The organism is bacterium, from assembly GCA_035308905.1.
GTDB lineage: Bacteria > Sysuimicrobiota > Sysuimicrobiia > Sysuimicrobiales > Segetimicrobiaceae > DASSJF01.
On record DATGFS010000072.1, the window covers coordinates 70,845 to 84,654 of the forward strand.

13 protein-coding genes are annotated in these 13,810 nt (G+C 71.6%); all 13 read left to right on the forward strand.

Translation table 11 applies throughout. The annotated features are described in order from the left end of the window. The first annotated feature begins 33 nt into the window (after positions 1 to 33). The 13 genes from VKT83_18695 (at position 34) to VKT83_18755 (ending at position 13,674) form a co-directional block, all read left to right on the forward strand. Positions 34 to 579 carry an ATP-binding protein gene (locus VKT83_18695; GenBank protein ID HLY24501.1) on the forward strand — a complete coding sequence of 182 codons (546 nt, stop codon included), beginning with the start codon at positions 34 to 36 and terminating at the stop codon, positions 577 to 579. A gap of 98 nt (positions 580 to 677) precedes the next feature. Next, positions 678 to 1,145 carry an ATP-binding protein gene (locus VKT83_18700; GenBank protein ID HLY24502.1) on the forward strand — a complete coding sequence of 156 codons (468 nt, stop codon included), beginning with the start codon at positions 678 to 680 and terminating at the stop codon, positions 1,143 to 1,145. A 7-nt stretch (positions 1,146 to 1,152) separates the two neighbouring features. Further along, complete coding sequence (locus VKT83_18705) at positions 1,153 to 1,752, forward strand: STAS domain-containing protein (protein ID HLY24503.1); 600 nt, start codon at positions 1,153 to 1,155, stop codon at positions 1,750 to 1,752. 84 nt (positions 1,753 to 1,836) lie between these two features. Beyond that, on the forward strand, positions 1,837 to 2,424 hold the full coding sequence (locus VKT83_18710) for a chemotaxis protein CheB (protein HLY24504.1): 588 nt from the start codon (positions 1,837 to 1,839) through the stop codon (positions 2,422 to 2,424). Continuing rightward, positions 2,421 to 4,265: a CheR family methyltransferase gene (locus tag VKT83_18715; GenBank protein HLY24505.1), complete on the forward strand. Its 1,845-nt coding sequence runs from the start codon at positions 2,421 to 2,423 to the stop codon at positions 4,263 to 4,265. Before VKT83_18710 ends, VKT83_18715 begins: the two co-directional genes overlap by 4 nt. Before the next feature lie 20 nt (positions 4,266 to 4,285). After that, the gene (lnt, locus tag VKT83_18720) at positions 4,286 to 6,307 is read left to right on the forward strand and encodes an apolipoprotein N-acyltransferase (protein HLY24506.1); all 2,022 of its coding nucleotides are present in this window, start codon (positions 4,286 to 4,288) and stop codon (positions 6,305 to 6,307) included. Positions 6,308 to 6,339: 32 nt separating this feature from the next. Beyond that, positions 6,340 to 7,477, forward strand: a protein-coding gene (prfB, locus tag VKT83_18725) for a peptide chain release factor 2 (GenBank protein ID HLY24507.1) whose coding sequence is annotated in 2 segments (ribosomal slippage) — positions 6,340 to 6,411 and positions 6,413 to 7,477 — 1,137 coding nt in all. Because the reading frame shifts where the segments join, the coding sequence is not laid out codon by codon here. Next, entirely contained in the window at positions 7,474 to 8,280 is an 807-nt protein-coding gene (locus VKT83_18730; protein HLY24508.1) for a DUF2993 domain-containing protein, read from the forward strand. Before prfB ends, VKT83_18730 begins: the two co-directional genes overlap by 4 nt. 5 nt (positions 8,281 to 8,285) lie before the next feature. Then, positions 8,286 to 10,403 carry a DUF5693 family protein gene (locus VKT83_18735; protein ID HLY24509.1) on the forward strand — a complete coding sequence of 706 codons (2,118 nt, stop codon included), beginning with the start codon at positions 8,286 to 8,288 and terminating at the stop codon, positions 10,401 to 10,403. Positions 10,404 to 10,446: 43 nt separating this feature from the next. Beyond that, a complete protein-coding gene (csaB, locus tag VKT83_18740) occupies positions 10,447 to 11,520 on the forward strand; it encodes a polysaccharide pyruvyl transferase CsaB (GenBank protein HLY24510.1) in 1,074 nt (357 codons plus the stop codon). After that, positions 11,517 to 12,371, forward strand: coding sequence for a WecB/TagA/CpsF family glycosyltransferase (locus VKT83_18745; protein HLY24511.1), 855 nt, complete (start codon positions 11,517 to 11,519; stop codon positions 12,369 to 12,371). Before csaB ends, VKT83_18745 begins: the two co-directional genes overlap by 4 nt. A gap of 54 nt (positions 12,372 to 12,425) precedes the next feature. Next, positions 12,426 to 12,689, forward strand: a complete 264-nt coding sequence (locus VKT83_18750; protein HLY24512.1) for a stage V sporulation protein S — start codon at positions 12,426 to 12,428, stop codon at positions 12,687 to 12,689. Positions 12,690 to 12,747: 58 nt separating this feature from the next. Beyond that, positions 12,748 to 13,674: a ribose-phosphate pyrophosphokinase gene (locus VKT83_18755; GenBank protein HLY24513.1), complete on the forward strand. Its 927-nt coding sequence runs from the start codon at positions 12,748 to 12,750 to the stop codon at positions 13,672 to 13,674. Positions 13,675 to 13,810 lie beyond the last annotated feature (136 nt).

Genomic DNA, 13,810 nt, shown 5'->3' on the forward strand with positions numbered 1-13,810 from the left:
TCTCCTCTGCCCGCGCGCGCGAGCCGTGGAGTGATGCGGACCTTCCACCTTCGCACGGACAGCCAGCCCGAGTCCCTGAGCAGCGCGCGACGACAGGTGCGCCGGGCGTTGGCCGGCGCGGGGCTGAGCGTCGAGGCGGCGCGCGACATCGAAGTTGCCGTCGGCGAGGCGCTGTCCAACACCTACCGGCATGCCTACGCCCGCGGCGTCGGTCCGGTCTCCGTGGACGTCCTTGCCACGCCGGATACGCTCACGGTCGTCGTGGCCGATGAGGGCCCGGCCACCGTACCCCCGGCGATTCCGCTCGACCTTCCTCCCCGATCCGATGCCGGCGGCCACGGCCTCTACGTGGTCGGCCGTCTTGCCGGCAGCGTCGAGGTCGGAATCGGTCCCGCGGGGCACGGCGTGACGGTGTGGATCACAGCGCAACTCCGCGCGCCGGGCGAGCCGCCGCGCGCCCGCCCGGACCTTGAAACGGTGGCCGCGGACTTGCAAACGTCGAGCGCAGAACCGACAGGGCCGAGCGAAGCGATTGCGGACGAGGCGGCGGACAAGAAACCGGAACGGCCCGAGGATTGAGCTGACACGGACGTGGAGGCGCCCGCCGCAGGAGAACTTTTCTTGTGTACGAACGGTCATCGCGGGGCATGGCCGCCGGCACACCTGGGAGTTGTGCGGTGCGCATCTTGGCCGTTCATACCGATAGCCGGCCCGAGTCGTTGGGCATTGCGCGGCGGCAGGTGCGGGACGCGATGACGCGCGCCGGGCTCGGCGATGAGACGGCGCGCGACATGGAAGTGGCGGTCGGCGAAGCCCTGTCCAACATCTATCAGCATGCCTACCCCGGCGGGATCGGCGCGGTCTCGGTCGAGGTGATCGCCACGGCGACCGCGATTACGGTTGTCGTCCGCGACGACGGTGACGCCACCGCCGCGCCGGAGATTCCCCGCCGGCTGCCCCCTCGGACCAGCCCAGGCGGCCGCGGCCTGTACATGATCGGCCGCCTCGCGAACGACGTCGAGTTGCGGGTGAATCCCGCGGGACACGGCGTGACGGCGCGGATCACGGCGCGCTTGAAGACACCCCTCGGGACCGCATGGGGCGGCGAGGGGAACGGGCCCGCGCGCAAGACCGCGCCGCAGTAATCTCACCATGGAACCCGCGACGCGGTACGCCGGACTCCTGAGCCAGGTGCACAGGACGCGGCGGCGCTACGTCTCCTTGTGCTATCAATTCCAGGAGGTCCGGTTCACCTTCGCGCGGCTGCGGAACGATCTTCGACGGACGCGCCTTGCATGTGATCTCGCCGCGCCCTACGCCGCCGTCCCGGATCCGCCAATCTACGCGTTCACCCGCACGGCGGCCGGCGTCGTGTCCATCGTCCGGCGGCCCCGCATCACCGGGGGCGCCGGACCGGCGTTTCTCCACTGCCGGACGGAGCCGGTGCCCGAAGGGTGCGTGCTCTGCGCGGAAGGCGAGGTGGACGTGGCGACGGCGCCGCTGTTCGCGAACGCCGTCGCGGCCGCCTTTCGCGAGAGCCGGCGGGTGATCGTCGATTTGAGCCGGCTGGGGTACCTCGACGGCGCCGGTGTCCACGTGCTCGAGGACGCGGCGCAGGCGCACGGGGGCCGGTTTGTCGTTGTCGGGTCGAGACCGGAGATCCACCGGCTGTTCGACATCCTCGGCCTCACCAACGTGCTGCCCGTCGTGGCCACGGTCGACGCGGCGCGCGCGTACATCCGCGATCAGTAGTATCATTGAGGCGGGAGTACTCCCCGACGGGCGCGCGTCATCGCGTCGTCGATCCGGCACGCACCGAGCGAGGCATCGCAGACGTTGAGCGAGGACCGGCCCTTCCAGATTATTGCCCTGGCCGCCTCGGCGGGCGGCCTGAATGCGCTCAGCCGTATCCTGGGCGCGCTGCCGGCGACTCTTCCGACGCCTCTCGTGGTCGTCCACCACCTCGACCCGCGGCACCGCAGCCTCATCGCCGAAATCCTGAGCCGGCGGACGAAGCTCCAGGTGCAGGAAGCGAAGGAGGGCGACCACCTTCGCGCGCATACGGTCTTCGTCGCGCCGCCGGACTACCATCTGCTCGTCAACCCCGACGGCACGCTGTCGCTGTCCCACTCCGAGCTCGTCCACTTCCTCCGGCCCTCCGCGGACCTGCTCTTTGAGTCGGTGGCCGCGAGCTTCAAGACGCGCGCGATCGCGGTCATCCTGTCGGGAACCGGCACGGACGGCTCGATGGGCCTGCGCGCGATCAAGAAGATGGGGGGGACGGTCATCGCGCAGGATGAGGCGACGTCGGAGTTTTCCGGCATGCCGTCGGCCGCGATCAAGACGAAGTTGGTCGATTTCGTCCTGCCCCTCGATCAGATCGCCGACGCGCTTGTGACGCTGGTCGGGGGCGTCCCCGAATGAGCGAGGAGCTCAATCCGCAGCTCGAGCAGCTGCTCGACTACATCAAGGAGAACCGCGGGTTCGACTTCACCGCCTACAAACGCGCGGGCCTCGGCCGCCGCATCGAGAAGCGGATGCAGATCCTCCACCTCCCCGGGTACGCGGAGTACACCGAGTATCTGAAGGCGCATCCCGACGAGTTCACGCTCCTGTTCAATGTCATCCTGATCAACGTGACGGAGTTCTTCCGGGACGCGCCGGCGTGGGAGTATCTGGCCACGGAGATCATCCCGCGTATTCTCGCGGGGAAGGCGGCGCACGAGCACATCCGGGTGTGGAGCGCCGGCTGCGCGTCGGGCGAAGAGGCGTATTCCGCGGCCATGCTCTTCGCCGAGGCCCTGGGCAAACCGGCGCTGCTCGACCGGGTCAAGGTCTACGCCACGGACGTCGACGACGAGGCGCTGGCGACGGCTCGTCTGGGCCGGTATTCGCAGCAGGCCGTGGAGAGCGTGCCGCGGCCGCTGCTGGAGAAATACTTCGTCCGGGACAACGATCTCTGGGATTTCGACCGCGACGTCCGCCGCGTGGTCATCTTTGGGCGCCACGATCTCCTCGAGGACCCGCCGATTTCCCGGATCGATCTGCTGTTGTGTCGCAACACCTTGATGTACTTCACCAACGAATCCCAGCGGCGCGTGCTCGCGCGCCTGCACTTCGCGGTCAGGGACGGCGGGTATCTGTTACTGGGCCGCGCGGAGATGCTCCTCACGCACGGCAACCTCTTTACCCCCGTGGACCTGAAGCGCCGGTTCTTCGCGAGGGTGCCCCAGATCCAGTATCTCGACCGGATCGCGGTCGCGCAGGCCGGAAACGGCAAAGACAACAGCCACAATGACAACGACGGCGGAATGGCCGACGGCGCGTTCGAGCTCGGCCCCGACGTGCAGATCGTTCTCGACGCGAAAGGGACCCTCGTCCTGGCCAACGAGCGGGCTCGGACGATGCTGCGTCTCGGCCCGCGGGCCCGCGCCCCCCACTTCCGGGAGCTCGACCTGCCGGCCGACGTGCTCGGGCTCGTCGAACAGACCTTTGGCAACGCGTCGGCCACGCGCCTCACGGACATGCGGCTCGCCGAGGTGGTGTGGACGTCGGCGACCGGCGACCCGGCATTCTACAAGGTCACGCTGCGTCCGATCCGCGAGCCGTCGGGCGCCGTCGACGGGGTCAGCATCGTTCTGCAGGACATCACGGACCAGCGCAAGCTTCAGGAGCAGCTGGAGCGCTCGCGTCACGAGCTCGAAACCGTCTCGGAAGAGCTTCAGTCGTCCAACGAGGAGCTCGAAACGACAAACGAAGAGCTGCAGTCCACGGTGGAAGAGCTCGAGACGACGAACGAAGAGCTGCAGTCGACGAACGAGGAGCTCGAGACGATGAACGAGGAGCTCCAGTCGACGAATGAAGAGCTGCATACCATGAACAGCGAGCTGCGGGAGCGCAGCGACGATCTCAACTCCGTGAACGGGTTCCTCGGGTCGGTGCTGTCGGGGATCCGGGACGGTCTCATCGTCGTGAACCGCGGCGGTCAGATCACCGCCTGGAATCCCGCGGCCGAGGAGCTCTGGGGACTGCGCGCAGCGGAGGTGCAGGGCAAGGCGTTCTTCGGGCTCGACATCGGGCTGCCGGTCGATCAGCTCGGCGCGGCGGTTCGCCGCGGGCTGAACGGCGAATCGGGCCTGGTGACGGTGCACGCCGTCAACCGGCGCGGGAAGAACGTGTCCTGCAGCGTGGTCGTGACCCCGCTCAAGTCGTCCACCGGTGAGATCCAAGGCGCCGTGCTGTTGATGCAGGCAAAGGGCGCGTAATTAGGGCGCGGTTGCTCGCCGTGGCGGTCTCCGCCGCGGCGTTCGCGCTCGCGTTTCCTCCCTACGATCTCGGCGCGCTCGCCTGGGTCGCGCTCATCCCCCTCGTCGCGGGGGTGTGGCGCCGCCCGCCGCGGACCGTCTTTTGGACCGGCTACGCCTGGGGCTTCGCCGCGTTCGGCGGGGTCCTGTGGTGGCTCACGGGCTTTGGGTTTCCGGTATGGGTGCTGGCGGCCGCCCTGCTCGCGTTTGCGCCCGCCGTGGCCCTCGGCGCCGCCGCCTGGGCCGGCGCCGGCAGCCCGCGCCGCATGGTGCTGTGGATCCCAGTGACGTGGACCGCCGTCGAGTTTCTGCGCGGGCAGGGCACGCTGGGGCTTCCCTGGGCGCTTCTTGGAGAATCGCAGCACGCCGCGCTCCCCGTGAGCCAAATCGCAGCGCTGACCGGCGTCTACGGCGTGACCTTCCTGGTGACGCTCGCCAACGCCGCCGCAACACTCGTCCTCACACGGTCGGCCGGTCTCGCGCCCATCGCCCTGACCGCGGCGGCCGTGGCGGCCGCCCTCTTTTATGGAAGTACGGCGCTTGCGACCCCGGTCCGCGCCGACACCGCCGTCGCGCTCGTGCAGCCCGGGTACCCGGCCCGGATGACGTGGAACCCCACCCAGGCGGCGCGCGATCTTGCGGCCTTGAACGCGCTGACCCATGATGCCGCGGTGTCGACGGGCTCGGGCCGGAGCGCCGTGCTGGTTGTGTGGCCCGAGACCGCCTCGCCGGTCGGTCTGGCCGGAAATCCACGGATCCGTGCGATCGTGGGGGAGTGGGCCGCCCGCGATCGCATCACCTTGATCGCGACGAGCCTCGAGGGCGGACTCACCAATTCCGCCTTTGCCGTGGCGCCCGACGGCGCCATCATCGGACGGTACGACAAACACCGGCTCGTGCCGTTCGCCGAGGCAGGGGAACAGGCCGGGCGCGGGCCCGCCGTGCTGCCGACGCCGGCCGGCGGCCTCGGGGTCGCGATCTGCTTCGAGAGCGCGTTTCCCGAACACGCGCGGCGGGCCGTACGGGATGGGGCGGCGCTGCTGGCGGTCCTGACGAACGACGCGTGGTTCGACGGCAGCGCGGCCCCGCTTCAGCATGCCGCGATCGCGCCGTTCCGCGCGATCGAGGAGAGGCGGTTTCTCCTGCGCGCGGCCAACGCGGGACCGAGCGAGATTATCGATCCCTACGGCCGCGTGATCGCGAGCCTGCCGCTCGGCGCGAGGGGGGTGCTCACGGGCCGGGTGGCGCCGCGCGGCGGCCTGACGTGGTACGCGCGGTACGGTGACGTGCTCGCCTGGGCCGCCGTCGCCGCGTCCGCGCTCGCCGTTGGTCCGCGGCTCGCCCAGTTCGCCCTCGAAGGGGGGCGCGGCGCCGCGGCCGCGCGCCTCGGCGTCGCGAGCGCCGTCCCTCTCGGCGCACTGTTTGTCACCGAAGCGCTGGCTCGGGACCTCGCCGGCGGGTCCGTCGGCGGGACCGCTTGGTCGCCGGTCCTCGCGGGAGTGCCGATTCCCCTCCCGCCGCTGGCCGTCCTCGTCGCGGCCGCGCTGTTGAGTCTTCGGCGGCCGGCACCGGAGGTTGGGTTCGGGGGCGGGTTCATCCCCGCCGCGGCCGTCTCGCTCGCGGCCGTCGCTGCGCTCGGGGGGGTGGCCGCCCGCGCGTTCACGGCGCACGGGGGCACGATGCCCCTCGTCCCGCCCCCGGGCGGGTGGTGGTGGGGGACGGTGGTACAGGTGCTCGTCGTCGGATTGGGCTTCGAGTGGTGGCTTCGCGGCGTGGTGTTCGCCGCCGCGACGGCATGGCGCGGCCCTGTCTCGGCGGTCGGCTGGCCGGCCGCGCTGGGCGCGCTCGCGCAGATGCCCCGCGGCCCGGAAGCGGTGCTGTGGGGTCTCGCCGCGGGCACGGCCTTCGGTCTCGTGCGGACGCGCTGGCCGCAGGTGCCGGCGCTGGCGATTGCCCACGGCCTCGGCGCGGCGTTTTTTGGTTTTCTCTTCGGCCCGTGGTGAGCGGCGGAATCGTGAGATGCTATAATGGGCGCGTGACACCGGACGAACTGAAGCGCGCACTCGCGACCTACCGTGAACGCCTCGAGGGCATCGGGAGGCATCTTTGACCTTCCCCGCCAGCAGGCCCGCCTGACCGAGCTCGAGCGGCAAATGCAACAGCCCGGGTTCTGGGACACCCCGGAGACGGCACGGCGCGTTTCGCAGGACGTGGCGCGTCTGCGTGAACGCCTCGACGACCTCACACGTCTCGACCGGGAGATCCGGGATCTCGCCGAACTCGCGGCCCTCGCGGCCGGCGACGACGCCGCCCTGGCCGACGTCGAGCGCGAGACGAAGGCGCTCGGCGAAACGCTCGACCGCGTCGAGCTTGCGACGCTGCTCTCCGGCGAGCACGACGGCAGCAATGCGATCCTGTCCGTGCACGCCGGGGCCGGCGGCACGGAGGCGCAGGACTGGGCGGAGATGCTGCTGCGCATGTACATGCGGTGGGCCGAGACCCACGGCTATGCGACGGACGTCGTGGACATGTCGCCGGGCGAGGAAGCGGGGCTGAAGAGCGCGACCGTGATCATCGCCGCCCCCAACGCGTACGGGTACCTGCGAGGCGAGCGGGGGGTGCACCGGCTCGTTCGCATCTCGCCGTTCGACGCGGCGCACCGGCGCCACACCTCCTTTGTGCTGGTCGACGTCATTCCGGAAGTCGAGCCCGAGGAAGTCAGCGTCCGCGAGGACGACCTGCGGATCGACACCTACCGGGCCGGCGGGGCCGGAGGGCAGAACGTCAACAAGGTCGAGACCGCGGTGCGCATCACGCACCTGCCGACCGGCATCGTCGTGCAGTGTCAGAACGAGCGCTCGCAGTATGCCAACAAGCTCACCGCGATGAAGCTGCTGCAGGCGCGGCTGTTCGAGGCGCAAGCGAAGGAACACTCCGAGAGGCTGTCCGCGATCCGCGGCGAGCACCGCGACGCCGCGTGGGGCAACCAGATCCGTTCGTACGTGCTGCACCCGTACACGCTCGTCAAGGACCACCGCACCGGCCTCGAGGTCGGGAACGCGCAGGGCGTGATCGACGGCGGGGTCGACCCGTTCATCGACGCGTATCTGCGCCGCGGGCAGGCCGCGGAGACCGGGGCGGCCGAGCCGCGGTCCGCGCCGCCGGTGGCATGAACCGATCGGCCGAACTCGGACGCACCCCCGCGCAGACGGGCGCGCAGCACGCGGGCCGGACGCCGAAGACCCGGCGCCGGGCGTTCGGCGGGGCGCTTTGGATCGTCCTCGTTGCGGTTCTGTCGCTCGCGCTCGCGGCGAGCCTCGATGCGCCGGACCTGGCGAGGATGGCGATCCGCGCCGCGCTCGTCCGCTCATTCGGCACGCCCGACGTTTCCGTCGCCGTGCAGTCCCGGCCGGCCCCGGCGCTGTGGTGGGGTAACATCGGAGTGCTCTCCGTCGCGGCGCGGTCCCTGCGCATCGGCCGGCTCGACGTGGCGGCGTTCGAGGCGATCCTGACGCGGGTCGCGGTGGACCCGGGCGCGCTCTACGGCCGGCGCGAGCTCGCCGTGCGGTCGGTCGGGTCCGGCACCGCGCGTGTCACCGTGACCGCCGGCAACCTGGCCCGGCTCGTGGGCGAGCAATCGATGGTGCGACAGGTGGTGGTGCGGCTGCGGCCGGGGACGATCATGCTGGATGGCACGGTGGCCGTCTTTGGGACGGAGTTTCCGGCGTCGGTCGCCGGCCACCTCGTCGTGCGTGACGCGAGGCATCTCGATCTCGTCGTCGATCGGGTCACCGTCATGAACGGTCTGCCGATCCCGGCCGACGTATCCTCGCGGCTCGCCGAGTCGATGAATCCGGTCCTCGACGTGGGACAGATGCCGTTCGGCCTGCGGTTGACCAAAGTGACGATTGGTGAGGGCGTGCTGATGCTGCAGGCCGTGGCGGGCCAAGCGCCGGTCGCGGGGCGCGCGCCGTGACGGTCATGTGGCGGAGGCTCTGGACGCGGTTCCCCGCGCTCGTGTTGTGCGTCGCGGCCGGCCTGGCGGCGTCGGCCGTGCTGCTCGCGGGCCGCGTCGCCGTGGAGCGATCGTACCGCACCGTCGAGATCACGGTCGACGGGGACGACTGGGCGACACTCGCCCGGCTCCGCGGCCTCGAGCGGGAGGCGGTGTACGGCGATCTCTACCGGTACGGCGTCCGCAGCGTGACGATCTACGCGGCATCGCTGCGGCGCCTGTCGGACGCGGGCCTCGTCACCTTCAACGCCGGCAGCGACGCGATCGACGCGGCGCGCGCGGAAGCCCTCGCGCCCCCGCTGGCGCGGCTCGCCGGGCGGCTGCGCGCGGACGCGACGTACGTCCAGGGACCGCCCGCACTGCTCGAGCTCGTCCGCAGCGGCTTCGCCCTGCAGCGGGGCGCCGGCGCGGCCAAGATCGTCGGGCCCGGCGTGCTCGAGATCGCCGGCCGCGGCCGGGATCTCGAGGACCTTTCGCTCGGGATGGTGCCGGAGGAAATCGACGCGGCCCGCCGGGCGCACCTTTCGGCCGAGCCGCGGATCCGCAACTTCCGGGAAGTCGCCCCGGGCGGCATCGACGCGTTCTTCGCGTCCCTCGGACAGTTCGGGCAGGCGTTCACGCTGATCTTCGACCGGGATCAGGTCCTCGGGTACGACGCCCTCGTGCCGGACGTCGCGAGCGCGATCAAGTCCCGCGGGTTCGTCTTCGGCCGGATCGAGGCGTTCACGGCCCGCCGCCGCCAAAAGGGCGAGGAACAGCTCGCGCTGCTCGCGGCGCCGCGCGTAATCCGCGTGTTCAGCCTGGCGCCTGAAGAGCTCGCCGGCCTTACGCCGGCGCAGGCCCGCGACAAGTTCGTGCTCGCCGCGCACGAGCGCAACGTCCGGATTCTCTACGTGCGTCCGTTCCTCTCGACCTCGGCCGGGGTGGATCCGATCCAGGCCAACCTGGAATACGTGGGCTCGATCGCCGACGAGCTGACCCGCAGCGGCTACAAGCTCGGCAAAGCGGTGCCGCTGCCTGTGGTCGGGACTCCGGCGCCGTGGTTTGCGCTCGCCGCCCTCGGCGCGCTGGCCGCGGGGGCGCTCGCGGCGGCGGAAACCGGCGGCGCGCTCGGGTACGGTGTACGGCCCGCGTGGCTGTACGCCGGCGTGGCGGCGGGGTTGGCGATCACGCTCGCGACAATGGCGCTGCACCACGTGACGCTGTGGCGCGAGCTCGTCGCGCTGCTGGCTGCGCTCGCGTTTCCGATCCTGGCGATGCTCTGGTTCGTGCCGGGCGCCCGGCGCGAGACGTGGCCGGCACACGTGCGGCTCGGCGGCGGCGCGGTGCTGGCACGGAGCCTTGCGGGACTCTGGGGGATGTCCGCCGCGTCGGCATTGGGCGGTTTCATGGTCGCGGCGCTGCTCGCGGAATGGTCGTTCATGATGGAGGCGCGCCTCTTTCTCGGCGTCAAGGTGCTGATCGTGCTGCCGGTCGTGATCGTCGGCCTCGCCGTCGCCGCGGCCCAGGCTGGGCCGGAGGGCGTGTGGCCGCGGGTGCGGGAGTGGCTGCGGCAGCCGCTGCGGCTCGAGTACGGGATTCTCTTGATCGTCATCGGCGGTGCGGCGCTGTTCGCGCTCGGCCGCACCGGCAACACCGGCCTCCCGGCCCTCGGCGGGCTCGAGGTCAAGGTCCGCACCGTGCTGGAGCGCGTGCTCGTGGCGCGTCCCCGGACCAAGGAGTTTCTGATCGGTCATCCGGCCATGATGCTCGCGCTCGCGCTCGCGTGCCTCGGCGCGCGGCGGTGGGTGCTGCCGCTCGCGATGGCCGGCGCCGTCGGCCAGACGAACCTCGTCGACTCGTTCTCGCACATCCACACGCCGCTCGTGTACGTCGTCGAGCGCACCGTCTACGCGCTCGTCATCGGGTCGGTGATCGGTGCGGTGCTCATCGGCGCGCTGCTGTGGAGCCGCCGGTGGTGGCGTCTGCCGGCCGTCGGGGCCGTCGGGTCCGAGGCGCGGGCCGCGGGCCGGCGCCCCGCGGGCGAGGGCGGGGAACCTGCGGGGATGCCCTCCGGTCCGTTGACCGACTACGGCCGGGGGTAGCCGGCGCGAACGGGATGACGAGCCCGGCGGTATTGCTCCGCAGGTGAGCCGGGTCGTTCTTTCGGGTTATTACGGATTTGGCAATCTCGGCGATGAAGCGGTGCTCGCGGCGACCGTCGCGGAGCTGCGCCGCCGGCGCTCCGACCTCGACATCAGCGTGCTTTCGGCTTCCCCCGTCGCGACGGCCCGCGCGTACGGCGTCGAGGGGGTGCCCCGCGCCCAGCCGCGCGCGGTCGTGCGCGCGCTCCGCGGCTGCGACCTCTTCCTCTCCGGCGGCGGCAGTCTCTTTCAAGACGCGACCAGCTGGCGCAGTCCGTGGTACTACCTTGCGGTCTTGGCCGGCGCACGCCGGTGGTCGCGGCGGACGGCCGTCTACGCGCAGGGTTTCGAGCCGGCGCACCGCGCGTGGATCCGGGCGGGCATCCGATCCGTGCTGAACGGCGTCGATCTCGTGACCGTGCGCGACGCCGCGTCGGCCCGGGTGCTGGCCGAGGCAGGCGTCCGCCGACCGCGAACGGTCGTGAGCGCGGACCCGTCGTTTCTCCTCGATCCGGACCCGACGCCCGCGGTGGACCGGGAGCGCGCGCGGTGGGGCAGCGGTCTGCTCTTCGGGCTGAGCGTGCGGCCGTGGGGCGACGGGCGCGTGCTGGAGGCGGTGGCCGCCGCCGCGCGCGATGCGGGGGCGCGCCTCGGCGCGCGGTGGGTGCTGCTGCCGATGCACCGGCCGCACGACGTGGAGGCCGCCGAGTCGGTGGCGGCGCGCCTCGACGGGGCGGTCGTGGTTCGCGACCCGTTCGAGCCGCGGGAGATGCTGGCGCTGATCGGCGGCCTCGATCTCCTGGTCGCGATGCGGCTTCACGCGCTGATCTTCGCCACCTCCCAGGGTGTTCCGATCGTCCCCGTCGCCTACGACCGCAAGGTCGCGGCGCTCGCCGAGGAGCTCGGGGAGGAGGCGCCGCTGCCGGCACAGGGCCTGGACGCCCGGACGCTCGGGGTTCGCATCGAGACGGCGGCGGCCGACCGGCCCGGCCGCCGCGACCGCCTGCGGCGCGTCGCGGCGGCCCTGCGCGAACGCGCGGCGCTGAGCCCGGCGCTCGCGATGGAGCTGCTGCGGTGAGACGCATCGGCATTCTCGGCGTCGGCTTCGATCCGGTGGATCTCGACGGCGCCGTCGCCCGCGTCGTCCAGCTCGTTGAGGGCGGGGTCCCGTCGCTGGCGATCACGGCGAACACCGAGATGGTCATGACGGCGCGCCACGCGCCCGATCTCGCAAACCTTCTGGCCGGGGCAGCGCTCGTGGTGGCGGACGGCGTCGGAGTCGTCTGGGCGTCGCGGTATCTGCACCGGCCCCTGCCGGCGCGCGTGCCCGGGATCGAGCTCGCCGAGCGGCTTCTCGCGGAAGCGTCGCGGCGCCGCTGGCGCGTCTATCTGCTGGGCGGACGCCGGGGCACCGCGGAATTGGCCGCGGCACGGCTCGGCGCAACCTATCTCGGCCTCGAGATCGCCGGGTTTGCGGACGGATATTTCTCGGCGGCCGACGAGCCGAGGGTCGTGGAGACGATTCGGAGGGCGGCGCCGGCGCTCTTACTGGCCGGGCTCGGCACCCCTCGGCAAGAGCGATGGCTGGCGCGGCACCTCGCGGCGCTGGGGGTGCCGGCCGCGATGGGCATCGGCGGGTCGCTCGACGTCTGGGCCGGCCGGGCCCACCGGGCGCCGCGCGCGATGCAGACGCTCGGCCTGGAATGGCTGTACCGCCTGGCGCGGGAGCCGCGGCGGCTTCGGCGCCAGCTCGCGATCCCGCATTTCATGGGCGTGATCATGGTCACGCGCGCCCGGGACGCGCGCCGGGCACGGCGGGCGCCGACGCCGGGGGGGCCCGGAGAGCGGCCGGAAGTCCTGCCGGCGGACTCGCCGCCGGCCACCATGTCATCAAAGCGCGAGACGGGGCAGGAGTTGCCTCCAAGATGATGGAAATGGGCCCAGCCTGCCGGCTGCGGCAGGGCTGGGGGGGCAGGGACCGCGATGGGCGAAGTCCTCAGAGTCTCCGCTGACTCGAAGCCCAAGGCCGTCGCGGGAGCGCTTGCCGCCGTGCTGCGGGAGCGGGGCGCGGTCGAGCTGCAGGCCGTCGGCGCCGGCGCGGTCAACCAGGCCGTCAAGGCCATCGCGATCACCCGCGGATTTGTGGCACCAAACGGCATCGACCTGATCGCCATTCCCGCGTTCACGAAGGTGGAGATTGACGGGGAAGAGCGGACCGCCATTCGCTTCCTGGTACAAGCCCGCTGAATCCGGCGCGCCGATGGGCCGCCGCGCGCCTGCGTGGGCTGCCACCGCCGAGCGGGAGATGAAGGTCTTTTGCGGCACCGCGAATCGCGGGCTCGGTGAGGAAATCGCCGCGGAACTGGGCTTTCCGCTCGGCCGGGTGACCATCCGGCGCTTCGAGGACGGCGAGATCTACGCACGCTACGACGAGAGCGTCCGCGGCGCCGACGCCTTCGTCATCCAACCCACCTGCCCGCCCGTCAATGAGAACCTGATGGAGTTGCTGGTGATGGTGGACGCGCTGCGGCGGGCGTCCGCGGGCCGGATCACGGCCGTGATCCCGTACTACGGCTACGCGCGGCAGGACAAGAAGCACGGGCCCCGGGAGCCGATCACCGGCCGGCTCGTCGCGGACCTGCTGCAGAGCGCCGGGGTGGACCGCGTCCTTGCGCTGGATCTCGACGCGGATCAGATCGAAGGGTTTTTCAGCATCCCGGTCGACCATCTGCGCGGCCTCGCGCTTTTCGCCGACTACCTTCGGGGACGCGATCTCGGGCCCGGCGTCGTTGTGGCCCCCGACGACGGCGCGGTCAAGACCGCCCACCGGCTGGCCGAGCGGCTGCATCTGCCGCTCGCGGTGGTGTTTCAGCGCCGTGTCGAGGCGGTGAAGCAGGTCGTGCAGGTGGTCGGGGACGTGACAGGCTGCGTCCCGATTCTCATCGATCGCATGATCACGACGGGCGGCACCATCCGTGCCGCGCTCGACGCGCTGGTCGCGGCCGGGGCGAAGCCGGAAGCGTACGTCTGCGCCACGCATCCCGTCTTCATCGAAGGCGCGGCGGGGGCGCTCGCGCGGCCGGACATCCGGGAGCTCGTCGTGACGAACACGATCCCGATCGCGCCCGCGACGCACATCCCGCAGCTGCACGTGCTGTCCGCAGCGCCGCTGTTCGCGCAGGCGATGCGCAGCATTCACCGGAACGAGTCGGTCAGCACGCTGTTCACGTAGCGTTCGCTTCACGGCGGCCGGCCGCTGTGATTTCATCGCGGCCGGCGGCGGAGTCGGCCGGCGCACCGCCGGCCGGCGTTCGATCGGGCGCCGGTGGGGAGCGCGTTTGCGCCGTTCCGGGGACTTTGCTACGCTC